General features: G+C 71.0%; 18 protein-coding genes, 2 tRNA genes and 1 riboswitch. Of the genes, 14 read left to right on the top strand and 6 right to left on the bottom strand.

Annotated features, from left to right (window positions below; all coding sequences use genetic code 11):
- Window positions 1-25: 25 nt before the first annotated feature.
- The gene (gene pepN / locus OHV05_RS10535) at window positions 26-2,590 is read right to left on the bottom strand and encodes an aminopeptidase N (RefSeq protein ID WP_405017445.1); all 2,565 of its coding nucleotides are present in this window, start codon (window positions 2,588-2,590) and stop codon (window positions 26-28) included.
- A 169-nt stretch (window positions 2,591-2,759) separates the two neighbouring features.
- Here pepN and OHV05_RS10530 point away from each other — a divergent pair, with 169 nt between their 5' ends.
- Complete coding sequence (locus tag OHV05_RS10530; protein ID WP_405017444.1) at window positions 2,760-3,395, top strand: disulfide bond formation protein DsbA; 636 nt, start codon at window positions 2,760-2,762, stop codon at window positions 3,393-3,395.
- Between the two features lie 59 nt (window positions 3,396-3,454).
- On the opposite strand, the gene OHV05_RS10525 is transcribed toward OHV05_RS10530, so the two are convergent.
- Window positions 3,455-4,876 (bottom strand): amino acid permease, encoded by a 1,422-nt coding sequence (locus OHV05_RS10525; protein WP_405017443.1) that lies wholly within the window; start codon window positions 4,874-4,876, stop codon window positions 3,455-3,457.
- 268 nt (window positions 4,877-5,144) lie between these two features.
- Here OHV05_RS10525 and OHV05_RS10520 point away from each other — a divergent pair, with 268 nt between their 5' ends.
- Together OHV05_RS10520 and OHV05_RS10515 are read left to right on the top strand one after the other, a co-directional pair.
- Window positions 5,145-5,744: a biotin transporter BioY gene (locus OHV05_RS10520; protein WP_405017442.1), complete on the top strand. Its 600-nt coding sequence runs from the start codon at window positions 5,145-5,147 to the stop codon at window positions 5,742-5,744.
- 50 nt (window positions 5,745-5,794) lie between these two features.
- Window positions 5,795-6,280, top strand: coding sequence for a ribose-5-phosphate isomerase (locus OHV05_RS10515; protein WP_403033659.1), 486 nt, complete (start codon window positions 5,795-5,797; stop codon window positions 6,278-6,280).
- 13 nt (window positions 6,281-6,293) lie between these two features.
- Here the strand turns inward: OHV05_RS10515 and OHV05_RS10510 are convergent, their stop codons facing one another.
- Entirely contained in the window at window positions 6,294-7,559 is a 1,266-nt protein-coding gene (locus tag OHV05_RS10510) for a GNAT family N-acetyltransferase (protein WP_405017441.1), read from the bottom strand.
- A 269-nt stretch (window positions 7,560-7,828) separates the two neighbouring features.
- On the opposite strand from OHV05_RS10510, the gene OHV05_RS10505 reads away from it, so the two are divergent.
- The gene (locus OHV05_RS10505; protein WP_403033757.1) at window positions 7,829-8,977 is read left to right on the top strand and encodes a PP2C family protein-serine/threonine phosphatase; all 1,149 of its coding nucleotides are present in this window, start codon (window positions 7,829-7,831) and stop codon (window positions 8,975-8,977) included.
- Between the two features lie 343 nt (window positions 8,978-9,320).
- Window positions 9,321-9,515, top strand: coding sequence for a hypothetical protein (locus OHV05_RS10500; RefSeq protein ID WP_057238501.1), 195 nt, complete (start codon window positions 9,321-9,323; stop codon window positions 9,513-9,515).
- Between the two features lie 41 nt (window positions 9,516-9,556).
- Here OHV05_RS10500 and OHV05_RS10495 read toward each other — a convergent pair whose 3' ends face one another.
- Window positions 9,557-10,294 (bottom strand): DUF6348 family protein, encoded by a 738-nt coding sequence (locus OHV05_RS10495; RefSeq protein WP_405017440.1) that lies wholly within the window; start codon window positions 10,292-10,294, stop codon window positions 9,557-9,559.
- Between the two features lie 337 nt (window positions 10,295-10,631).
- Window positions 10,632-10,820, top strand: a riboswitch (cyclic di-AMP (ydaO/yuaA leader).
- A 5-nt stretch (window positions 10,821-10,825) separates the two neighbouring features.
- Here OHV05_RS10495 and OHV05_RS10490 point away from each other — a divergent pair.
- Window positions 10,826-11,854, top strand: a complete 1,029-nt coding sequence (locus OHV05_RS10490; RefSeq protein WP_405017439.1) for a peptidoglycan DD-metalloendopeptidase family protein — start codon at window positions 10,826-10,828, stop codon at window positions 11,852-11,854.
- Window positions 11,855-11,918: 64 nt separating this feature from the next.
- On the opposite strand, the gene OHV05_RS10485 is transcribed toward OHV05_RS10490, so the two are convergent.
- Window positions 11,919-11,992, bottom strand: a tRNA-Gly gene (locus tag OHV05_RS10485).
- 176 nt (window positions 11,993-12,168) lie between these two features.
- On the opposite strand from OHV05_RS10485, the gene OHV05_RS10480 reads away from it, so the two are divergent.
- The 5 genes from OHV05_RS10480 to clpX all read left to right on the top strand — a co-directional run bounded on the left by OHV05_RS10480 (window position 12,169) and on the right by clpX (window position 17,217).
- Window positions 12,169-12,242, top strand: a tRNA-Pro gene (locus tag OHV05_RS10480).
- A 463-nt stretch (window positions 12,243-12,705) separates the two neighbouring features.
- A complete protein-coding gene (tig, locus tag OHV05_RS10475; RefSeq protein WP_405017438.1) occupies window positions 12,706-14,109 on the top strand; it encodes a trigger factor in 1,404 nt (467 codons plus the stop codon).
- Window positions 14,110-14,372: 263 nt separating this feature from the next.
- Entirely contained in the window at window positions 14,373-14,990 is a 618-nt protein-coding gene (locus OHV05_RS10470) for an ATP-dependent Clp protease proteolytic subunit (protein WP_376775800.1), read from the top strand.
- Between the two features lie 55 nt (window positions 14,991-15,045).
- Complete coding sequence (locus OHV05_RS10465) at window positions 15,046-15,693, top strand: ATP-dependent Clp protease proteolytic subunit (RefSeq protein WP_405017437.1); 648 nt, start codon at window positions 15,046-15,048, stop codon at window positions 15,691-15,693.
- A 234-nt stretch (window positions 15,694-15,927) separates the two neighbouring features.
- On the top strand, window positions 15,928-17,217 hold the full coding sequence (gene clpX / locus OHV05_RS10460; RefSeq protein WP_403033622.1) for an ATP-dependent Clp protease ATP-binding subunit ClpX: 1,290 nt from the start codon (window positions 15,928-15,930) through the stop codon (window positions 17,215-17,217).
- A gap of 66 nt (window positions 17,218-17,283) precedes the next feature.
- Here clpX and OHV05_RS10455 read toward each other — a convergent pair whose 3' ends face one another.
- Window positions 17,284-18,315 (bottom strand): hypothetical protein, encoded by a 1,032-nt coding sequence (locus OHV05_RS10455; RefSeq protein ID WP_405017436.1) that lies wholly within the window; start codon window positions 18,313-18,315, stop codon window positions 17,284-17,286.
- A 160-nt stretch (window positions 18,316-18,475) separates the two neighbouring features.
- On the opposite strand from OHV05_RS10455, the gene OHV05_RS10450 reads away from it, so the two are divergent.
- The 3 genes from OHV05_RS10450 (at window position 18,476) to OHV05_RS10440 (ending at window position 23,053) form a co-directional block, all read left to right on the top strand.
- Entirely contained in the window at window positions 18,476-21,115 is a 2,640-nt protein-coding gene (locus tag OHV05_RS10450; protein ID WP_405017435.1) for a valine--tRNA ligase, read from the top strand.
- 206 nt (window positions 21,116-21,321) lie between these two features.
- Window positions 21,322-22,365: a rod shape-determining protein gene (locus tag OHV05_RS10445; RefSeq protein ID WP_405017434.1), complete on the top strand. Its 1,044-nt coding sequence runs from the start codon at window positions 21,322-21,324 to the stop codon at window positions 22,363-22,365.
- 175 nt (window positions 22,366-22,540) lie between these two features.
- The gene (locus tag OHV05_RS10440) at window positions 22,541-23,053 is read left to right on the top strand and encodes a hypothetical protein (RefSeq protein ID WP_405017433.1); all 513 of its coding nucleotides are present in this window, start codon (window positions 22,541-22,543) and stop codon (window positions 23,051-23,053) included.
- The last annotated feature ends 44 nt before the right edge of the window (window positions 23,054-23,097 follow it).

The raw sequence follows: 23,097 nt of genomic DNA, 5'->3' as shown, positions 1-23,097 counted from the left end.
CAAGTGGGCGGCCCCGTCAGTGCGTTCAGCCCCGGTCGACCGCCTGCGCGCGCAGCGCGCGGTCCAGGTCGTCCCGGCACTCCAGCACCAGGCGGCGCAGCGCCGGGGCGGCGCCGGGGTGCTCGGTCAGCCAGGCGTCGGCCGCGGCCAGGGTGGCCGGGTCGGTCTGGAACCGGGGGAAGAAGCCGCCGACGATCCGCATCGCGATCTCGATCGAGCGCTGGGCCCAGACCGACTCGATGACCTCGAAGTAGGTGTCGGCGTACCCGGCGGTCAGCTCCCGCTGGCCGGGCTGGGCGAAGCCCGCGATCTGGGCCTCCACCAGCGCGTTCGGCAGCTCGTCGGAGTCCAGCACGGCGGCCCAGGCGGTGGCCTTGGCCCCGGGGGTGGGCAGCGCGGCCAGAGTCTGCGTCAGGTACTGGCGCCCGCTCGCGGTGTTGTCCAGCTCCAGCTCGGTCCGCAGCTCCTCGGGGGTGGTCCGGCCGGCCGAGGCCAGCGAGAGCCGCAGTGCCCAGCGCAGCTCCTGGTCGACCGCCAGGCCGTCGACCTTCGCGGTGCCGGCCAGCAGACCCTCGACCAGCTGGAGCTGCTCGGGCTGGTCGGCGGTCAGTGCCAGGAACCTGGCCCAGGCCAGCTGGTGGTCACTGCCCGGCTCGGCGGCCCGCAGCTCGCGCAGTGCGCAGCCCGCCAACTGCCGCGCGCCCGCTGCCCGGTGCTCCGGCGCGGAGTACAGGTCGAGGGCACCCTTGGCCTGCTGGTGCAGCGACTGCAGCACCCCGATGTCCGACTCGGGGCCGGCGAACCGGTCCACCAAGGCGAGGTAGTCCCGGGTCGGCATCAGGCCGTCCCGGGTCAGATTCCAGGCGGCGGACCAGGCCAGCGCGCGGGACAGCGGCTCGTCGATCTCGCCGAGGCCCTCGCGCAGCGTCTCCAGCGAGTGGTCGTCGAACCGGATCTTGCAGTACGTCAGGTCGTCGTCGTTCAGCAGCACCAGCGCCGGGCGCGGCTTGCCGGCCAGCTCGGGCACCACGGTGCGGGCGCCGTCCACGTCCAGCTCGACCCGTTCGGTGCGCACCAGCGCGCCGTCGGTGTCCCGCTCGTAGAAGCCGATCGCGATCCGGTGCGGCCGGAGCGTGGCGCCGTCCTGGAGCACGGCCAGCTCGGTGATCCGGCCCTCGGCGTCCACGGTGAGCTGCGGGGTGAGCGCGTTGACCCCGGAGGTCTGCAGCCAGGCGGCGGCCCAGGAGCTGAGGTCCCGTCCGCTGGTCTGCTCCAGCGCGCCGAGCAGGTCGCCGAGCACGGTGTTGCCGAAGGCGTGCTGCTTGAAGTACGTGCGGGCGCCCTCGAAGAACGCCTCCGCGCCGACGTACGCCACCAGCTGCTTGAGCACCGAGGCGCCCTTGGCGTAGGTGATGCCGTCGAAGTTGAGCTTGGCGTCCTCCAGGTCCCGGATGTCGGCCGTGATCGGGTGGGTGGTGGGGAACTGGTCCTGCCGGTACGCCCACGCCTTGCGCCGGTTGGCGAAGGTGATCCAGGCGGCCTTGTACTTGGTGCCCGCGCCGATCAGCGCGTACGAGCCCATGAAGTCGGCGAAGGACTCCTTCAGCCAGAGGTCGTCCCACCACTTCATGGTGACCAGGTCGCCGAACCACATGTGCGCCATCTCGTGCAGGATGACGTTCGCCCGGCCCTCGTACGCCGCCTCGGTGACCTTCGAGCGGAAGACGAACTCCTCCCGGAAGGTCACGCAGCCGGGGTTCTCCATCGCGCCGATGTTGTACTCCGGGACGAAGCACTGGTCGTACTTGCCGAAGGGGTACGGGTAGTCGAACTCGGCGTGGAAGAAGTCCAGGCCCTGCTTGGTGACGGTGAAGATCTCGTCGGCGTCGAAGTGCTTCGACAGCGACTTGCGGCAGGTCGCCGCGAGCGGGATCTCCAGCGTCGAGCCGTCGGGCAACTCGCGGCTGTAGTGGTCGCGTTCGACGTGGTACGGCCCGGCCACCACGGCGGTCAGGTAGGTGGCGATCGGCTGGGTCGGCGCGAACTCCCAGACCCGGGCGGTGCCTTCCTCGGTGACCGCGGTGTGCACGCCGTTGGCGTACACGTCCCAGGCCGCCGGCGCGGTCACCGTGAAGGTGAACGGGGCCTTCAGGTCGGGCTGCTCGAAGTTGGTGAACACCCGCCGGGAGTCGGCCGGTTCGAAGTGGGTGTAGAGGTAGGTCTCGCCGTCCACCGGGTCGACGAAGCGGTGCAGGCCCTCGCCGGTCCGGCTGTAGGCGCAGTCGGCCTCGACCACCAGCAGGTTCTGCTCGGCCAGGTCGGCCAGCTGCACCCGGGTGCCGTCGAACACCTCGGCCGGGTCCAGCTCGCGCCCGTTCAGGGTCACGGTCCGGACCCGCGGCGCGAGCAGGTCGGCGAAGCTCGCCGCCCCGGCCTCGGCGGAGTGGAAGGCGATCGTGGTGGTCGACCGGAAGGTGGCGGCCGTCGGGTCGACGGCCGAGGTCAGGTCGAGGTGGACGCGGTAGCTGTCCACCGAGAGGATGGCGGCCCGGTGCTGGGCTTCCTCGCGGCTCAGGTTCTTGCCCGGCACGGGCGGTTCTCCTTTGTCCGGATCGCTCGGTCTCTGTCGGGAGGTCCTCCCAGGCGCATCCTTTCACGTGTGCCGCGTGGTGCCATTGCACAGGTCAGGTCGGAATCAGCGGGGCCCCACCGCTGTTGCCCAGGGTGGAACCGCCCCTACCGACCGAAGGACGCCGTCAGTGACGACCGCAGACTCCAAGAAGATCGCCGACTTCTGGTTCGACCCGGCCTGCCCGTGGGCCTGGATGACGTCCCGTTGGATGCTGGAGGTGGAGCAGCTCCGCCCGGTGCAGACCCGCTGGCACGTGATGAGCCTGTCGGTGCTGAACGAGCACCGCGAGGACCTGCCGCAGCAGTACAAGGACTTCGTCGCCAAGGGCTGGGGCCCGGTCCGGGTGCTGATCGCGGCCGCCCAGGCGCACGGCGAGAAGGTGCTCGGCCCGCTCTACACCGAGCTCGGCACCCGCTTCCACAACCAGGGCCTGCCGAACGAGCGGGCCACCATCGAGGCGGCCCTGGTCGCGGCCGGTCTGCCGGTCGAGCTGGCCGACGCGGCCGACTCCACCGAGTACGACGAGGCGCTGCGCGCCTCGCACGCCGAGGGCATCACCCTGGTCGGCGAGGACGTCGGCACCCCGGTGATCGCGGTGGACGGTCCGGACGGCGACCGGGTCGCCTTCTTCGGCCCGGTGGTCACCCCGACCCCGCGCGGCGAGGCCGCCGCCCGGCTCTGGGACGGCACCCTGCTGGTGGCCGGTACCCCCGGCTTCTACGAGATCAAGCGCACCCGTACCGCGGGCCCGTCCTTCGAGTGACGGCACGCCGAAGGCCCCGGTCCGCGTCGGCGGGCCGGGGCCTTCGGGCTGACCGGGGGTCAGACGTCGGTCGCCGCCTCGGCGTCCCGGCGCTGCTTGAGCCGGCCGGCCAGCGAGAGCGCCAGGGTGAGCGCCGCGGTGAAGTAGAGCTGGACCCGGTTGTCGTGATCCAGCGTCATCAGCCCGAGCACCGTGACGATGCCCGCCAGCGCCACCCAGGTCAGGTAGGGGAAGGCCCACATCCGGACGCTGAGCAGCTCGGGCGCCTCCCGCTCCAGCCGCCGCCGCATCCGCAGCTGGGACACCGCGATGAAGCCCCAGACCACCAGCACCGCCGCGCCGACCATGTTGAGCAACCAGGCGAACACCGTGTCGGGCCACTTGAAGCTGAGCAGCACCGCGAAGAAGCCGAAGGCCGAGGAGGCCAGCACCGCGACCCGCGGCACCCCGCCGCTGACCTTGGCCAGCACCCGCGGGCCCTGGCCGCGCTGGACCAGCGAGTACGCCATCCGCGAGGAGCCGTAGATGTTGGCGTTCATCGCGGAGAGCAGCGCGATCAGCACCACCACGTTCATCAGCTGCGCGGCGTTCGGGATGCCGATGGTGTCCAGCACCGCGACGTACGGACCGCTGCTGACCACCTCGGGGTCGTTCCACGGGACCAGCGTGACGATCACGGCCATCGAGCCGACGTAGAACAGCGCGATCCGCCACATCGCGGTGCGCACGGCGATGGCCACGCTGCGCCGGGGGTTCTCGGACTCGGCGGCGGCGATGGTCACCGTCTCCAGGCCGCCGTAGGCGAAGACCGAGGCGAGCAGCCCGGTGACCAGCCCGCTGACCCCGTTCGGGAGGAAGCCGCCCTGGCCGGTCAGGTTCCCGGTGCCGGGGGCCTGCACACCGGGCAGCAGGCCGAGGATCGCCAGCACGCAGATCACCAGGAAGGCGGCGATCGCGGTCACCTTGATCGCGGCGAACCAGAACTCGAACTCGCCGAAGTTCTTCACGGCGGCCAGGTTGGTGCCGCAGAAGAAGGTCATGAACAGCGCGACCCAGGCCCAGCTGGGCACCCCGGGCAGCCAGCCGTGCACGATCCCTGCGGCGGCGATCGCCTCGGCGGCCACCCCCACGCAGAGCAGGGTCCAGAACACCCAGCCGGAGGCCACGCCGGCCCAGGGGCCGATCTCCTTCTCGGCGTGCACCGAGAAGGAGCCGGTGGCCGGGCGGGCCGCCGACATCTCGCCGAGCATCCGCATCACCAGCATGACCAGCAGGCCGGAGGCGGCGAACGCCAGCACGATGGCCGGGCCGGCCGCGGCGATGCCCGCTCCGGAGCCGACGAACAGCCCGGCGCCGATCACGCCGCCGAGCGCGATCATCGACAGGTGACGCTGCTTCAGGCCGTGGGTGAGCCCGCCGGTGGCGCCTTCGGCGGGCTGCTCGGCGGGCTCCAGCGTCGGCTGGGGGGTGGGGGAGGACATCAGCTGGGTCCAGACTCTGTACGGATAGCGGGAGAGACCGTCCACTATTCGGTACGGATGGTGGGCATGCCAATATCCAGGGTCGGGAGACCGCCATCCGGACGGTCATCTGACGGAAAGTGATCGCATCATCACCCGTTCTGGCCGGAATGGGTCGAATACGACAAGCCGGGGCACCGGCCCTTGGTCGGATCCGACGCCCTCGTCGGCCCGGGCGGCGGCATAGGTTCACAAGTGATCACCGAACGAGTCGTCAGGAGACCCGCCCATGGCCACCGCCACGTCCGCCACCGCCACCCCGGTCCTCGCCGACCTGCTCCCGCAGGCCGGATCCCGGTTCGGCGCCCAGGTCCGCGAGCTCGCCCTGGTCGCCGGGGGAGCCGCGGTCACCGGCCTGGCCGCCCAGCTCTCGGTGCCGGTGCTCGGCTCGCCCGTCCCGGTCACCGGCCAGACCTTCGCGGCCCTGCTGGTCGGCACCGCGCTCGGTGCCCGGCGCGGCATCGCCTCGCTCGGCCTCTACCTGCTGGCCGGGATGGCGGGCCTGCCCTGGTTCGCCGACGGCAGCGCCGGCTTCGCGATGCCCAGCCTCGGCTACGTGATCGGCTTCGTGCTGGCGGCCGGCCTGGTCGGCGCACTGGCCCGGCGCGGTGCGGACCGCAGCCCGCTGCGGACGGCCGGCGCGATGCTGCTCGGCACCCTGGTGATCTACGCCGTGGGCGTTCCGTACCTGGCCGCCTCGCTGCACGTCCCGCTGGCCCGCGCGGCCGAACTCGGGCTCTACCCCTACCTGGTGGGCGACGCGCTGAAGCTGGTGCTGGCGATGGGCGCGCTGCCGCTGGCCTGGAAGCTGGTCCGGCGCGCCTCCTGAATCCGACCCGCCGACCGGGCCCGGCGGCCCGCGCGTGCCACAATCTGCGCATGCGCGTGTACCTGGGTTCCGACCATGCCGGATATGACCTCAAGAACCACCTCGTCCAGTGGCTGAAGGAGAACGGCCATGAGCCGGTCGACTGCGGCCCGCACATCTACGACGCGGTTGACGACTACCCGCCGTTCTGCCTCCGGGCGGCCGAGCGCACCGCCGCGGACCCGGAGTCGCTGGGTATCGTGATCGGCGGCTCCGGCAACGGCGAGGCGATCGCCGCCAACAAGGTCAAGGGAGTCCGGGCGGCGCTGGCCTGGAGCGAGCAGACCGCCTCGCTCGGCCGCGAGCACAACAACGCCAACGTGATCAGCGTCGGCGGCCGGATGCACACCGAGGCCGAGGCCACCCGGTTCGTCGAGATCTTCCTCAACACCCCGTACAGCGGCGAGGAGCGGCACACCCGCCGGATCGAGATGCTCTCCGAGTACGAGACCACCGGCGAGCTCCCGCCGATCCCCGCCCACCACCCGCAGGTCTGACCGTTCCGGACCGTCAGAAGCCGTGCGGCAGCCAGGGCGCGAGGTCCGAGGCGAAGGCCCGGTCGGCCTCGGCCAGCGCGCCGTCGCCCAGCTCCCGCACCAACCCGGCCCGGCCGAGCGCCGCGAGCCGCACGCCGCCCAGGTAGGCGGCCCCCAACTCCCGTACGTCCAGCGCGAGATCGGCCGGGTCCTCGGTACGGACGCAGCTCGCCCCCTTGCCGGGGCCGGCACTGCGCAGCCGCCAGCGCCCGGCGTTCCACGGCGCGAACGGGTCGGTCACCTCCAGCACCACGTTCAGCGCCGTCGCGTACCCGCGCTGCTCCAGCGCCTCGTCGAGCCGGACCAGCCGGACGTGCAGCGCGTCGCCCAGCCGGGGCTCCAGCCGGCGCGGGTCGTCGACCAGGTGCAGCACCGGGTCGTCCACCGGGCGGTTGGCAACGGTCACCCGGCGGACCAGGTCCAGGTTGAGCAGGTAGTCCCAGAGCGCGGCGTACACCCCGGGCGTGAGCGCCTCGACGTCCCGGACCCGGACCGTGCCGTCCGGGATGTCCTCGGTGCCCCAGTCCACCGAGACCGCGTACCTGGCGTAGCCGAGCAGCCGGCCGCTCGCCCGGTCCTCGGCCAGCACGCACTGCCGGGGCGAGTAGCCGTCCCGGCCGGCGGGCGGGTCGAGCAGCGGGAGCTGCTCCCAGCCGGGTCGGCGCTCCAGCATCCCCGGCCGGCCGGGCACCAGCTCGGCGTACAGCCGCTCGCAGGCCGGGCCGCTCGCCACCGGGTCGGCCAGCCGGAGCCGGATCTCGCGGTCCACCGGTGCCTGCACCCGGACCCGGCCGGTCGGCGCGGTCAGTGCCATCCGCCAGCTGCCCAGGCCGTAGCCGAACCGGCCGTAGATGCCGGACTCCGACGCGGTCAGCACCGCGAGCGCCTCACCGCCGTCCCGGAGGCCGGTCAGCTGACGGCGCATCAACCCGGTGAGGAGGCCGCGCCGCCGGTGGGTCGGCAGCACCCCGACCATGGTGACCGCCGCGACCGGAACCACCATCCCGCCCGGCACGGTCATCCGGAGCGAGAACGCCCCGGCGCAGGCCACCGGGTCGGCGCCGTCCCAGATCCCCAGCGAGCGGTCCGGCTCGGTCAACTCCCGCCAGAGCGCCCGCTCCTCGGGGTGCTCCTCCTGGCCGCCGAAGGCGACCTCCAGGGTCCGGTACCAGCCGTCCCACTCCCGGCTCGTCAGTGTACGTACGGCCAGGCCGTCAACTGTCGTCTCATCAGCGGTCATATGCCAACAGCTATCACCGAGTCGCATCGTGCGCGAGCGACATTCGGCGGCTTGACCTCCCGGGTTCCAGCGGCAGGTGGGCGCCTCCGGCGGCCGAAATCCACTGAGCCGCGCGGAACGGTGCGCCCGGCGGCGCCCCAACCGTCGACGGCGGGCCACGCCGGTGGATAAGGTCAGAGCCCATGGCTGGCAGCACGCCGGGTTTCACGCCCCGGCCGACTGAGACGGGCCCGGCCGCGCAGGCGGCCGACACCCCGTGGACGGCCCGGTTGCGCAGCAGGCTCCACCGGGTCCGCCGAGTGCTGCGCCGGACCGGGGTGGACTACTTCCGCGGCGACGCCTCCGACTGGCTCGCCTTCGCGGTGCTGTTCGCGACCGTCCCGCTGCTGGTGGTGCTCAACGTCCTGATCCCGGCCTGGGCGCCGCCCACCGCGCTGGTGCTGCCGATCCTGGCCGGGGCCCTGCTGCTGCGCCCCGGCACCCTGGTGCTGCTGTACGCGGCCGCCGCGCTCGGGCTCTCGGTCGAGTCGCTGATCCACACCGGCGAGCGGGTGGCCAGCGACCGGCCCGACACCTACGTCTTCGGCGTCACCCCCGGCGCCGCCCTGGTGGTCGGCGCGGTCGGGGTGGCCGGGCTGCTGCTGGCCCAGTTCCGTAGCCGGGTCGGCGTGCCCTGGCGGGGCGGCGGCTCGATGCTGTTCGACCTGCGCGAGCGGCTGCGGGTGCAGAGCAGGGTGCCCGCGCTGCCCGAGGGCTGGTCCGCCGACATGGCGCTCCGCCCGGCCGGCGGCCAGTCCTTCTCCGGCGACTTCGTGGTGGCCACCAGGACCGGCCCGGGCCGCCGCACCCTCGAGGTGGTGCTCGCCGACGTCTCGGGCAAGGGCATGGACGCGGGCTCCCGGGCACTGCTGCTCTCCGGCGCGTTCGGCGGGCTGCTCGGCTCGCTGCCGGCCCACCAGTTCCTGCCCGCCGCCAACGGCTACCTGCTCCGGCAGGACTGGGACGAGGGCTTCGCGACCGCCGTGCACCTGGTGCTGGACCTGGAGACCGGCGAGTACGAGCTGCTGTCGGCCGGGCACCTGCCCGGGATGCAGCGGCACGCCGGCACCGGCCGCTGGGAGATCAAGGAGTCGGTCGAGGGCGCGCTGCTCGGGGTCTACGACGGTGCGGTCTTCGAGGCGGTCCGGGGACGGCTGGACCAGGGCGACGTGCTGATGCTCTGCACCGACGGCATGGTGGAGATCCCCGGCCGGGACCTGACCGAGGGGATGGACCGGCTGATGGGGGAGGCGGACCGGCTGGTCGGCGGCGCCCCGTTCTCCCAACACGGCGGCCGGGGCTCGGCGGTGAAGCTGATCGAGTCGGTGGCCAAGGACGTCAACGACGACCGGGCGGTCCTGCTGCTGTGGCGCGGGTGACCGACCGGTGGCCGAACTGTGTCAAGTCGGTGCGCCGGTCTTCGGCCATTCCTGACCGCGGCCCGGTGCAGTGGATCTAGGTCCGGCCCCACCAGCCCGGGAGCGGTCAACTTCCAGTTAGGGGTACCCGTTCGACGGCCCGTCAGGTTGGCTGGGCTATCGTCTCGGTCGGCGGAAATTCGTCTCACATCGCAGGATCTTCGCGGCTGCCTTCCGGCAAGTCCTTTACGCAGTCGGCACGAACGACCACACTGAGTTCGGGTGGGACGGTCGGTTCTCGGGGGTCTCGGGGGATTGGGCCCGCCACGAAGCTCGCTACGAAAGAATGAGGAAGTGAGTCCTGGTGGCCTTCTCCGTCTCAGCGCTGGTCCTGTTCGGGATCATCGTGGTCATCTTCATCCGCAACAAGCAGTTGAAGACCAGTCACGCGGTCATGGCCGCGCTCTTCGGCTTCATGCTGAGCCAGTCCACGGCGGCCAAGCCGATCCAGGACTTCCTGACCCAACTCGCCCAGACCATCTCCTCGGTCGCCAGCTGACCTGGCGCGCCTGACCCGGGTCGGGCCGGCTTCGGCCGGTCTCAGCGACGGCCCCGCCACCAGCGGCCCAACCGGCCGCGCCGCGGCGGGGGTTCGGCCTGTCCCGGGGTCTCCGTCACCGGATGCTCGGCGACCAGCAGCAGGAACAGCCGGGCCCAGCACAGCCGTTCACCGCGCGGCCAGTCCAGCGCGCGCAGCGTGGTGGAGGCCGACTCGCAGACCGTCCCGTTGATCCGGACCTCGGCGACGTCGTCGCCCGCCTTGCCGCCGAAGAACAGCTTCACGCCGTTGACCTGACGCTCGGCCAGCTCCGGCAGCACGGCGGCGGCCAGCACCGGGCCGAGATCCCGCTCGGCGACCCAGTCGAACAGCGGGTCGGTGTCGACGCCGAACACCGCGGCCGGGCCCTGCACGACGTGCCAGCCCGGGAGTTCGGGGGCGTCGTAGTGGTCGCCGCCGCCGGTCAGCAGGCCGACCACGGCACTCGCCGTGGTGCCCGCCCACATCCGCACCGCGCTGTCCAGCCGCTCCACCTCGGTGCCGCCGACGCCGGCCGCGCAGTCCCAGATCACCGGCGCGTCGCCCTGGCCGAGCCGCAGCACGTAGCCGAGGTCGACGTGGCCGCCGCCGGTGCCGTGCTCGTCGTGCTCCCGGAACGCCACCGCCGTGGTGCCGGGCCCGCGCAGCAGCGGACCGTCGGCGGTGAACTCCTGGCCGAGCCGGGCCAGCTCGCGGACCGCCGCGCGCTGGATGACGGCCAGCCGTTCCTCGGGGCGCACAGACGGGGCTCCTCGCTCGACAGAACTCTGCTCGACGGCGCTTCGAACACCTTCGTTCGAGCGCGACCGTGGCGAGCGTATCGGCCCGGCGTGAGCGGTGTCACTGTCGGCGCTGGCGGAGCGGGACCGGGTGGGTACGGACGGCGATATCGGCCACCCTCCGTGAACCGATCGGGGACGAAGTGTCGCCGAATCGGGCCCTCCGGGTCGCAAGTCCCGGACCGGAAGTGACCTTCGTCCCTGATCATCCTTGTTCATCGTTCAACCGGGGCTTGCCAGCGGGCGGCCGATCGGCTTTGCTTCGAGGCCTGTCCGGTGAACGACCGGATGGGCTCAACCGGGCGGAACGCCGAGTCCTGCCGCCGCCCGGCGCCTCGTACAAGGCACGCATGGCAGGAGCGGGGGACCCAAGGTAAGTCGCCGAACCGGTGTGAACCGGGACGGCTTGGGGTTAAGCCGCATTCCTGCGGCCGGGCATCTCCAGCCCGCACCCGACAGCTCACCTCGTAGGCGTCGGAGAGGACCACCCCCATGTCCGCACAGGGCAAGCACCGTCGCGTCCAGCTGTCCCACCTGACCCGGATCGCCGTCGCGACCGGCGTGCTCGGCGCCACCTTCGCGCTGCCGGTCGCCGCCGCCAGCGCCCACCAGGGCCACGCCGCCGCCTCCGTGCCGCAGGCCGCCCCGGCCGCCGCCGTCACCACCATCGCCACCGAGACCGCCGCCACCACCGTGGCTCCGGTCTCCGCTCCGGCCGCCCCGGTCGCGAGCAGCTACCAGGTCGTCAGCGGCGACACCCTCTCGAAGATCGCCACCGCCAAGCAGGTGGACGGCGGCTGGGAGAAGCTCTACCAGGACAACCGCTCGGTGGTCGGTGGCAACCCGAACCTGATCTACCCGGGTCAGCAGCTCTCGCTCGCCGGCCAGGCCGCGGCCGTCGCGCCGCAGCCCGCCGCGGAGGCCCCGAAGGCCGCCGAGGCGCCGAAGACCGAGACCAAGTCCTCTTCCTCCTCTTCCACGAGCACCACGGACTCCACCAAGGCGTCCCGCTCCAAGTCGACCCCGGCTCCGAAGGCCGACACGGCCCCCAAGGCCAAGTCGACCACCACCGCCCCGGCCACCACCGAGGCCGCCAAGCCCGCCACCGTGGCGGCCGGCGGTTACGTCGCCCCGGTCAGTGGTGGCACCTCCACCGCCTACCACGCCTCCGGCTCCTCCTGGTCCAGCGGCTACCACACCGGCGTCGACTTCCGTGCCTCGACCGGCACCGTGGTCAAGGCCATCACCACCGGCACCGTCGTCTCGGCCGGCAACGGCGGGTCCTACGGCAACGAGGTCGTCGTCAAGCACGCCGACGGCAAGTACTCCGAGTACGCCCACCTCTCCTCGATCTCCGTCAAGGTCGGCCAGACCGTCTCGGCCGGCCAGCAGCTGGGCCTCTCCGGCGCCACCGGCAACGTGACCGGCCCGCACCTGCACTTCGAGGTCCGCACCGGCCCGTCCTACGGCTCCGACATCGACCCGGTCGCGTACCTGCGCGCCCACGGCGTCAGCGTCTGATCAGGGTCTGACCCCGGCTCAGACGACTTCGGCCCCCCGGTCATTGACCGGGGGGCCGAAGTGTTGGAGCGGGTGACGAGAATCGAACTCGCGTGACCAGTTTGGAAGACTGGGGCTCTACCATTGAGCTACACCCGCGTGCGGTGCCTGAGCACACGGCGACCTCGGGCCCGTTGCCGGTCTCGAGGACAGGGTCAGCGTACCTGGTCGGGTCGGTTGCTCGCACACCGCTTTGGCCGTTCGGGGTGTCCGGCGGGTCTCCGATATGACCAATGGGGCGCCCTGGGCGGCGTGTACGCTTCCTCTCGGCACCACGGGGTGTGGCGCAGCTTGGTAGCGCGTCCGCTTTGGGAGCGGAAGGCCGTCGGTTCGAATCCGGCCACCCCGACAGTGCGGCAGGGTCTCGTCGGTGCGCGGGGCCCTGTTGGCGTTTCACGGGGTCGTGACCGGAGCGCCGGGTACGCCGACGGCGAACCTGACGGTGTGCCAGGTGGCGCGTCCCCTTTTCCCGGCCGGGCCCGGCCCGTCCGGAATTCGGACGTTGATGCGACCGTCCGGGGCCGTGCGGGGAGCCGGGTTCGGGGGTCCTTCGGGCCGTGTGGGCGACCCGAACAGCGGCGCCCTGGCGTCCGCCTTTCGTGCTACCGGTAGGATGGGCCGCTGGCGGTCGTCCCTGTGGCATGTGCACAGGTCAGACCGCCCGAGGGCGAGGAGTCACGCTCACCGTCCACCCCCGTACGGGAGATGCAGCTCCAACCGCCCATCACCCGTCTCGCCCGAACCCGATCGGCCCACGGCCGTTCGTCGGACGGCGTAGACAACCTGACCGCAAGCCTCTAGGAGACCCAACCGTGAAGAGCGCCGTCGAGACTCTGAACCCGACCCGGGTTCGACTCACCGTCGAGGTGCCCTTCGAGGAGCTCAAGCCCAGCCTCGACGCGGCGTACAAGAAGATCAACCAGCAGGTCTCGGTCCCGGGCTTCCGTAAGGGCAAGATCCCGAACCGCGTCATCGACCAGCGCTTCGGCCGTGCCGCCGTGCTGGAAGAGGCGGTCAACGACGCCCTGCCGCGCTTCTACACGCAGGCCGTCGACGAGGGCAAGATCGAGGTCCTCGGACAGCCCGACATCACCGACATCGAGGGTGTCGAGAACCTCGCCGACGGCGGTGACCTCAAGTTCACCGCCGAGGTCGACGTCCGTCCCGAGATCACCCTCCCGGACTTCGCCGGCATCGAGGTCGTCGTCGACCCGATCGTGGTCGAGGACGCGGACGTCGAGAAGTCGCTGGAGCAGCTGCGCGAGCGCTTCTCCTCGGTCAAGGACGTCGAGCGCGCCGCCGCCGAGGGCGATGTCGTGGTCGTCGACCTCGAGGCCAAGGTCGACGGTGAGGTGCCGGAGGACGGCACCGCCACCGGCGTGAGCTACGAGATCGGCTCCGGCCGCCTGCTGGACGGCATCGACGAGGCCGTGGTCGGCCTGTCGGCCGGCGAGACCAAGACCTTCACCACCGAGCTCAAGGGCGGCACCCAGGCCGGCCAGAGCTCCGAGGTGACCGTCACCGTGGTCACCGTCCAGGAGAAGGAACTCCCCGAGCTGGACGACGAGTTCGCCCAGATGGCGAGCGAGTTCGACAGCCTGGAGGAGCTGAAGGACGACTCCCGCAAGCGCCTCGAGCGGATGCGCGAGTTCGACCAGGCCACCCAGGCCCAGGAGCGGGTGCTCGACGAGCTGCTGAAGCTGGTCGAGATGGACTACCCGGAGAAGCTCCTCAAGGACGAGGTCGAGACCCGCAAGCACAACCTCGAGCACCACCAGCTCGAGCCCATGGGCCTCACCCTGGAGACCTACCTCGCCACCCAGGACAAGTCCGTCGAGGACTTCGCCAAGGAGACCGAGGACCAGGCCAAGAAGGGCATCAAGACCCAGTTCGTGCTCGACGAGATCGTCGACAAGGAGAAGCTGGGCGTCAACCAGGAGGAGCTCACCGAGCACCTCATCCGCCGTGCGGCGGGCTCCGGCATGACGCCGGACCAGTTCGCCCAGCAGGTGGTCCAGGGCAACCAGGTGCCGCTGCTGGTCGGCGAGGTCGCCCGTGGCAAGGCGCTGGCGCTGGTGGTCGAGGCCGCCAAGGTCACCGACACCAACGGCGACGTCGTGTCCTTCGAGGACGACGAGGACGAGGACGCCGCCGAGGCGTCGGCCGAGACGTCGACCGAGGCGGTCGAGGCCGCCGCCGAGACCACCGAGGCCTGATCACGCCCCGGTAGCACCAGCCTGTTCCGGACGGCCCGGACACCCCGTCAGCGGGGTGTCCGGGCCGTCCGTCGTTGCCGCTCGGACCCTGCGCTCACAGCGAACAGTTCTGCGTGGGGGATTCTGCGGCCGGGCCTGCGCGTTAGGGTCCTTAGACAGTGACATTCACGCAGTGATATCTAGCTGTGCGACAGAGCGGCGGCTGTAGCGCGGCCGTCCAATTCGACTGAGCAGGTGGCTAAGTGACGTTCCCGCAGATGCAGATGCCTGGCCTGATGGCGCCGCACGCCGCCGGTGGTGACGTGCTCGGCGGCCTGGGCGACCAGGTCTACAACCGGCTGCTCAACGAGCGGATCATCTTCCTCGGCCAGCAGGTCGACGACGACATCGCCAACAAGATCACAGCGCAGCTCCTTCTCCTCGCGGCCGACCCGGAGAAGGACATCTACCTGTACATCAACTCGCCCGGTGGTTCGATCACCGCGGGCATGGCGATCTACGACACCATGCAGTACATCAAGAACGACGTGGTCACCATCGCGATGGGCATGGCGGCCTCGATGGGTCAGTTCCTGCTGACCGCCGGTGCGAAGGGCAAGCGCTTCTCGCTGCCGAACGCCAACATCCTGATGCACCAGCCCTCCGCCGGTCTCGGCGGTTCGGCCACCGACATCCGGATCCAGGCCGAGCAGCTGCTCCGCACCAAGAAGCGGATGTCCGAGCTGATCGCCGCGCACAGCGGTCAGTCCTTCGAGCGGGTCACCGCGGACTCCGACCGGGACCGCTGGTTCACCCCGGAGCAGGCCAAGGAGTACGGCCTGATCGACTCGATCATGCACAGCGCCGCGGACGTTCCCGGCGGCGGCGGCACCGGCGCCTGACAGCAGCCGGCAGCAGACCCAACCGACCGTCACGTTTCGGAGGACCGAACACCCCATGAACACCGTGCGCACCGAGTTCACCGCCCCGAGGGCCGAGGGCCGCTACATCGTCCCGCGCTTCGTCGAGCGCACCTCGCAGGGCATTCGTGAGTACGACCCGTACGCCAAGCTGTTCGAGGAGCGCATCATCTTCCTCGGCTCCCAGGTGGACGACATCTCGGCCAACGACATCATGGCGCAGCTGCTCTGCCTGGAGTCGATGGACCCGGACCGCGAGATCCAGATGTACATCAACTCGCCCGGCGGCTCCTTCACGGCGCTGACCGCGATCTACGACACCATGCAGTACGTCAAGCCGGACATCACCACCGTCTGCATGGGCCAGGCGGCCTCCGCGGCGGCCGTGCTGCTGGCCGCGGGCACCCCCGGCAAGCGGATGGCGCTGCCGAACGCCCGGATCCTGATCCACCAGCCCTACACCGAGACCGGTCGCGGCCAGGTCTCCGACCTGGAGATCCAGGCCCGGGAGATCTTCCGGATGCGCGAGCAGCTGGAGGAGATGCTCTCCAAGCACTCCAACAAGCCGGTCGAGCAGGTCCGCGAGGACATCGAGCGGGACAAGATCCTGACGGCCGAGGAGGCCCTGGAGTACGGGCTGATCGACCAGATCATCTCGACCCGGAAGTCCTCCATGACCTCCTGATCCCAGCGGTTCACCGGGCGGGGCACGGCACCGAGCCGTGCTCCGCCCGTCCCGTCCGACGGCATCTGTTCGGTATCAATTCGCCCTGGGCGTACGGCAGAGCTGTCGAAGACGACGGAATTGGCGGCTCGGCAGAGTACCGTCGGATAGCGAGACCGATCGCTCGACGGCGAACCGGTCCACAGCACCAGGCCCCGGACCCCCGCGGGGCCCCTGGCGAAGGGGAAGCACCTCGTGGCACGCATCGGAGACGGTGGCGACCTGCTCAAGTGCTCGTTCTGTGGCAAGTCCCAGAAGCAGGTGAAGAAGCTGATCGCCGGTCCAGGCGTGTACATCTGCGACGAGTGCATCGACCTGTGCAACGAGATCATCGAGGAGGAGCTCGCCGAGACCTCCGAGGTGCGTTTCGAGGAGCTCCCGAAGCCCCGTGAGATCTACGAGTTCCTGGATCAGTACGTGGTCGGCCAGGACACCGCGAAGAAGTCGCTGTCGGTGGCGGTCTACAACCACTACAAGCGGGTCCAGGCCGGCGAGGCCGGGCGCAGCGGTGGCAACGGCCGCGAGGACGCGATCGAGCTGGCCAAGTCCAACATCCTGCTGCTCGGCCCGACCGGCTCCGGCAAGACGCTGCTCGCGCAGACCCTGGCCCGGATGCTGAACGTGCCGTTCGCGATCGCCGACGCCACCGCCCTCACCGAGGCCGGCTACGTCGGCGAGGACGTCGAGAACATCCTGCTGAAGCTGATCCAGGCCGCTGACTACGACGTCAAGAAGGCCGAGACCGGCATCATCTACATCGACGAGATCGACAAGGTCGCCCGCAAGAGCGAGAACCCGTCGATCACCCGTGACGTCTCCGGTGAGGGCGTCCAGCAGGCGCTGCTGAAGATCCTGGAGGGCACCACCGCGAGCGTGCCGCCGCAGGGCGGTCGCAAGCACCCGCACCAGGAGTTCATCCAGATCGACACCACCAACGTGCTCTTCATCGTGGGTGGCGCGTTCGCCGGTCTGGAGCGGATCGTCGAGGGCCGGGCGGGTGCCAAGGGCATCGGCTTCGGTGCCAACATCCGCTCGAAGCGGGACTCGGACAGCAGCGACCACTTCCGTCAGGTGATGCCGGAGGACCTGGTGAAGTTCGGGATGATCCCCGAGTTCATCGGCCGCCTGCCGGTGATCACCAGCGTGCACAACCTGGACCGCGAGGCGCTGCTGCAGATCCTCACCGAGCCGAAGAACGCGCTGGTCAAGCAGTACCGCAAGCTCTTCGAACTGGACGGCGTGGAGCTGGAGTTCAGCCGCGACGCGCTGGAGGCGATCGCCGACCAGGCGATCCTCCGCGGCACCGGTGCCCGTGGCCTGCGGGCCATCATGGAGGAGGTGCTGATGTCCGTGATGTACGAGGTGCCGTCCCGGCAGGACGTGGCCCGCGTGGTGGTCACCGGCGACGTGGTCTCCAAGCACGCGATCCCGACCCTGGTCCCGCGCGACATGATCAAGCGCGAGCGGCGCGACAAGAGCGCCTGACCCGCGGCCCGAGCAGCAGGAAGGCCCCGCACCCGGAAGGGTGCGGGGCCTTCTCGCGTCCGCGGGTTACTTCGCGACCACCATGGCGTCCCGGATCGCCCGGGTCTGGTCGGCGGCCTGGGCCGCGCTGAGCGGGCTGCTCTTGCCGTCCAGCGAGATCTTGGTGAAGGTGACCGAGCCGGCCGTGGAGTGGTTGGCCCAGAGGCAGATCGGGATCTCTATGCCGCTGCTGCTGGCCACCCCGCAGGAGAGCTTGCCGCCCGGGTCCTTGGCGTCCTTGGCGTCGACCGGGGCCAGCGGGGTCTTCCAGGTCAGCGTGGCCGAGGCGCCGGCCTGCTTGTTGACCTGCTTGGTGATCGCCGTGGGGTCGGTGATGGTGCCCCAGGAGCCGCCGATGGTGATGCTGTCGGTGGCGTCCTTGCCCTTCAGGTAGGTCGCCACCAGACCACCGTCGTACGAGCTGTAGCCGAGGCCGGACTCCTTGGGGTCGCCCGGGCTGTCCTTGCTGGTCTTCAGGGTGTACCCGCCGGGCAGCGTGGGCGGGGCGGCCAGCTTGAACTTGCCCCCGGTGGAGCTGCCCGGGCCGACCGGCGAGCCGGAGGAGTTCAGTGCCCAGTACGCGACGCCGCCGCCGCCGACCAGCACCACGGCGCCGATCACCAGGCCGATCACCAGCCCGGCCTTGCTCTTCCGCGGCTCGGCCATCGGCCCGCCGAACTGCTGCTGGCCGTACGGCTGCTGCCCGTACGGCGGCTGCGGGGCGCCGTACTGCGGGGGCTGCTGCCCGTAGGCGGGCGGCTGGCCGTACGCCGGCGGGGCGCCGAACTGCGGCGCGGCGGGCTGCTGCTGGGGCTGGCCGTACGGCGGGGCGGGCGGCTGCGGCTGGCCGAACTGGCCCGGCTGCTGCGGCGGCGTGCCGTACGGAGCGGCGGGCGGAGCCGCGGGCGGCTGGGCCTGGGGCGGGTAGCCGTACTGCTGCTGAGGCGGCTGACCGTACGGGGGCTGCGGCGCGCCGTAGGGCTGCTGCGGCGGCTGACCGTACGGCGGCTGCGGTTGCTGCGGCTGACCCTGCGGATACTGCTGCCCCGGCCCGTTCATCGGTCTCCCCCACGTCGGTTGTGACTGTTCGTCAGTGCGCGCCAAACGGGCGTGCGAGTATCGGGGCACGGTACCGCACCCGTCAAGACCGGCCCCCGTCCGGGTGGTCGGGCGGGAAGGCGGTCGAAGGCGGCCCCCAGGTTTACGTAAACTGGGTGTCGTGACCGACACGACGAACCAGCGCCCCGGAACCTTCGACGGGGACAACGCAGCCACCCTCCCGACGACCTACGCCCCGGCGGAGGTAGAGGGCGTGCTGTACGAGCGCTGGGTGGACCGCGGCTACTTCACCGCCGACGCCAAGAGCGACAAGCCCGCGTACACCATCGTCATCCCGCCGCCGAACGTCACCGGTGCGCTGCACCTCGGCCACGCCTTCCAGCACACCCTGATGGACGCCCTGACCCGTCGTAAGCGGATGCAGGGCTTCGAGGCGCTCTGGCTGCCCGGCATGGACCACGCCGGCATCGCCACCCAGAACAAGGTGGAGCAGCAGCTCGCCGAGTCCGGCCTGTCCCGGCACGACCTGGGCCGGGAGGCCTTCGTCGAGAAGGTCTGGGAGTGGAAGGAGAGCTACGGCGGGAAGATCCTCGGCCAGATGCGCCGCCTCGGCGACGGGGTGGACTGGTCGCGCGAGCGCTTCACCATGGACGAGGGCCTGTCCAAGGCCGTCCAGACCATCTTCAAGAAGCTCTTCGACGACGGCCTGATCTACCGTGCCGAGCGCATCATCAACTGGTGCCCGCGCTGTCTCACCGCGCTCTCCGACATCGAGGTGGAGCACGAGGACGAGGCCGGCGAGCTGGTCTCGATCCGCTACGGCGACGGGGACGACTCGATCGTGGTCGCCACCACCCGGGCCGAGACCCTGCTCGGCGACACCGCCGTCGCGGTGCACCCGGGCGACGAGCGCTACGCCCACCTGGTCGGCCGCACCATCAAGCTGCCGCTGACGGACCGTGAGATCCCGGTGGTCGCGGACGAGCACGTCGACCCGGAGTTCGGCACCGGCGCGGTCAAGGTGACCCCCGCGCACGACCCGAACGACTTCGCCATCGGCCAGCGCCACAACCTGCCGAACCTGGCCGTGATGGACGAGCGCGGTGCGATCACCGTGCACGGCCCGTTCCTCGGCCTGGACCGGCTGGACGCCCGTGCGGCCGTGGTCGGGGCACTGCGCGAGCAGGGCCGGATCGTCGCCGAGAAGCGTCCCTACACGCACGCCGTGGGCCACTGCTCGCGCTGCCACACCATCGTCGAGCCGCGCCTCTCGCTGCAGTGGTGGGTCAAGGTCGAGCCGCTGGCCAAGGCGGCCGGCGACGCGGTCCGCGACGGCAAGGTGGACATCCACCCGAAGGAGCTGGAGCGCCGCTACTTCGACTGGGTCGACAACATGTACGACTGGTGCATCTCGCGCCAGCTCTGGTGGGGTCACCGGATCCCGGTCTGGTACGGCCCCGAGGGCCAGGTGGTCTGCGTCGGCCCGGACGAGCAGGCGCCGACCGGCGAGGGCTGGCACCAGGACCCGGACGTCCTGGACACCTGGTTCTCCTCCGGCCTGTGGCCGTTCTCCACGCTCGGCTGGCCGGAGCAGACCCCGGACCTGGAGAAGTTCTACGCCACCGACGTGCTGCTCACCGGCCACGACATCATCTTCTTCTGGGTCGCCCGGATGATGATGTTCGGCCTGTACGCGATGGACGGTCAGGCGCCGTTCAAGACGGTCGCGTTGACCGGCCTGGTCCGGGACCAGTTCGGCAAGAAGATGTCCAAGTCCTCCGGTACCGCGGTCGACCCGCTGGACTGGATGGACGAGTACGGCGCGGACGCCGTCCGGTTCACCCTGGCCAGCGGCGCCAACCCCGGTGCGGACGTGCCGGTCGGCGAGGACTGGGTCAAGGCTTCGGGCAAGTTCTGCAACAAGATCTGGAACGCCACCCGGTTCGCCCTGATGAACGGCGCCACGGTCGAGGGCCCGCTGCCCGCGCCCGAGGAGCTCACCGCGGTCGACCGCTGGATCCTGTCCCGGCTGAACGCGACCATCACCCAGGTGGACGCGTACTACGAGGACTACGAGTTCGCCAAGGTCGCGGACACGCTCTACCACTTCGCCTGGGACGAGGTCTTCGACTGGTACGTCGAGCTCTCCAAGACCACCCTGTTCGCGGGTGGCCCGCAGGCCGACGCCGCGCGCCGGGTGCTCGGCGAGGTGTTGGACAAGACGCTGCGCCTGCTGCACCCGGTCGTGCCGTTCGTCACCGAGACCCTGTGGACCACGCTGACCGGCGGGGAGTCGCTGGTGGTCGCCGAGTGGCCGGTCGCCGACGCCGCGCGGATCGACGCCGCCGCCGAGGCGGAGGTCGGCACCGTCCAGCAGGTGGTCACCGAGGTCCGCCGGTTCCGCTCCGACCAGAACCTGAACCCGGGTCAGCGGCTGCCGGCCCAGCTGGCGCTGGCCGGTACGGCGCTGGCCGCGCACGAGGCCGCGATCCGCTCGCTGGCCCGGCTGACCGAGCCCGAGGACGGCTTCACGGCCACCGCCTCGCTGCCGGTCGCCGGGATCACCGTGGCGCTCGACCTCTCCGGCACCATCGACGTGCCGGCCGAGCGCAAGCGGCTGGCCAAGGACCTGGCCGCCGCCGAGAAGGAGAAGGACCAGGCCACCGCCAAGCTCGGCAACGAGGCCTTCCTGGCCAAGGCGCCGGACAACGTGGTCGACAAGATCAAGGCCAGGCAGGCCACCGCCGAGGCCGACATCGCCCGGATCACCGCGCAGTTGGCGGCGCTGCCGCAGGGCTGACCGTCCGTCCCGAGGGCCGTGCCTCCCGCTTCGTGCGGGCGGCACGGCCCTCGGCGTTCGGGCCGGCAAAGGAAGGTGATTACCCGTCGGCCATTTCCCGAACCCCACCGAGTTCCGGATAGCCCGTTCGGCCGAATTCCATCACGTACGCTGGCCAGCGGCGGATGTGCACGAAGAGTTCGAAAGCGGAGAAGGGCGGGCGGCCAATGGCGGGTACTCGGCAACGGCACGGGCAGGACATCGGCATCGATCTCGGAACGGCGAACACCCTGGTCTACCTCCGGGGCAAGGGAATTGTGCTGAACGAGCCGTCGGTGGTGGCGGTGGACCGGAAGACCGGCGAGGTGCTGAGCGTCGGGACGGAGGCCAGGCGCACCCTCGGCCGCACCCCCGAGGACGTGGTCGCCAGCCGCCCGCTGCGGGACGGGGTGATCGCCGACTTCGACGGCACCCGGCACCTGCTGCGGCACCTGCTGGCCAAGGCCACCGGTACGGCGGTCCGCCGGTTCCGGGCCGGGCCCCGGGTGGTGGTCTGCGTGCCGAGCGGCATCACCGGGGTGGAACGCCGGGCCGTGATCGAGGCGGTGGGCAGCGCGGGGGCCGCTTCGGTGCACCTGATCCAGGAGCCGATGGCGGCCGCGATCGGGGCCGGCCTGCCGGTGCACGAGCCGACCGGCTCGATGGTGGTGGACATCGGCGGTGGCACCACCGAGGTGGCCGTGGTGTCGATGGGCGGCATGGTCGCGTCCCGTTCGATCCGGGTGGCGGGGGACCGGATGGACGCCGCGATCACCAAGCAGGTGAAGAAGGACCACGGCCTGCTGATAGGCGAACGGACCGCCGAGGAGCTCAAGCTGGTGATCGGCTCGGCCGATCCGACGGCCGGCGAGCAGGCCCCTGCCGAGCTGGCGGTCCGGGGCCGGGACGCGGTCGGCGGCCTGCCCAGGAGTGCCACCGTGACGGCCGCTCAGATCCGCGAGGCGCTGGACGAGCCGGTCGCCGAGATCGTGCTCGCGGTCCGGCAGACCCTGGACGCGGTGCCGCCGGAGCTGTCGGGCGACGTGATGGGCCAGGGCATCGTGCTCACCGGCGGCGGCGCACTGCTGCGCGGCCTCGATGCGCGGATCTCCTGGGAGACCGGCCTGCCGGTCCGGGTCGCCGAGAATCCGCTGGACTGCGTGGTGATCGGCTCGGGGAAGTGCGTCGAGCAGATCGAGGAGCTGCGGCGGACCTTCGCGACGAGCGTCTGACCGCGGGCGGGCGTTGTCCCGCTGTTGTCCGGCCGTGAATCAGTGAATTCCTTAATTGGCGTTCGGCCGATCGGGTCTGCCTTTTTGCGCGCGGGTTAAGAGGCGTTTGCAGTTCGACTGTGTACGGTAAGTGGAAGTTCTGGGCAGTGGATGTCGACTGACGGGAGGGCACGGCGTGGTGGTGACCAGGGAGTTGGCCGGCGAACTGCCTGCGGAGGCGGTCGACGTCGCCAAGGCCAGGGCGGCGACCCTGCTGCTCGCCTTCCGGCACGGCAACCAACTCGCCTTCGACCGCGAGCTGGAGCGCCTGCTGGCCGATCAGGCCGAGCAGGAGGTGACCACGCTGCTGGTGTGGATCGCCGCCGAGGCGGTCCGCAAGGCGTACGCGCCCGAGGTCGCCGACCGGGTGCTGCGCGGTCTGGCCAGGCTGGCCCCGGCGGACACCTCCGGGGTCCTGGTGGACGAGGAATTCGTGGACGTGGCCGAGTTGGTGGAGGCCGTCGACGCCGGTGACGTGGGCACCGTCCGGGCCCTGGTCGCCGCCACCCCGGACACCACCTTCCTGGTGGGCGGTCTGCTCCAGGCGGTGGCGATGATGCTCCCCTTCCTCCCGGACGGGGAGGTGCGGGAGATCACCGCCGAACTCCGGCACCGGCACGGCTCCCGGAGCATCCCCCGTCAGGGCTGAGGCCCGCCGGGAGCGGGGAACCGGGCGAGCCGGAAGGCTTCCGG

This window comes from Kitasatospora sp. NBC_00070 (assembly GCF_045041205.1).
In the GTDB taxonomy this organism is placed as follows: Bacteria; Actinomycetota; Actinomycetes; order Streptomycetales; family Streptomycetaceae; genus Kitasatospora.
The sequence above is the reverse complement of the archived record's forward strand: the minus strand, read 5'-3'. Positions and strand labels throughout refer to the sequence as shown.

Excerpts from the sequence above, each read along its gene's own strand:
- OHV05_RS10525 (WP_405017443.1), bottom strand. The coding sequence starts at position 4,876 with ATGTCCTCCCCCACCCCCCAGCCGACGCTGGAGCCCGCCGAGCAGCCC.
- OHV05_RS10520 (WP_405017442.1), top strand. The coding sequence starts at position 5,145 with ATGGCCACCGCCACGTCCGCCACCGCCACCCCGGTCCTCGCCGACCTG.
- OHV05_RS10515 (WP_403033659.1), top strand. The coding sequence starts at position 5,795 with ATGCGCGTGTACCTGGGTTCCGACCATGCCGGATATGACCTCAAGAAC.
- OHV05_RS10510 (WP_405017441.1), bottom strand. The coding sequence starts at position 7,559 with ATGACCGCTGATGAGACGACAGTTGACGGCCTGGCCGTACGTACACTG.
- OHV05_RS10490 (WP_405017439.1), top strand. The coding sequence starts at position 10,826 with ATGTCCGCACAGGGCAAGCACCGTCGCGTCCAGCTGTCCCACCTGACC.
- OHV05_RS10470 (WP_376775800.1), top strand. The coding sequence starts at position 14,373 with ATGCCTGGCCTGATGGCGCCGCACGCCGCCGGTGGTGACGTGCTCGGC.
- OHV05_RS10465 (WP_405017437.1), top strand. The coding sequence starts at position 15,046 with ATGAACACCGTGCGCACCGAGTTCACCGCCCCGAGGGCCGAGGGCCGC.
- OHV05_RS10455 (WP_405017436.1), bottom strand. The coding sequence starts at position 18,315 with ATGAACGGGCCGGGGCAGCAGTATCCGCAGGGTCAGCCGCAGCAACCG.
- OHV05_RS10445 (WP_405017434.1), top strand. The coding sequence starts at position 21,322 with ATGGCGGGTACTCGGCAACGGCACGGGCAGGACATCGGCATCGATCTC.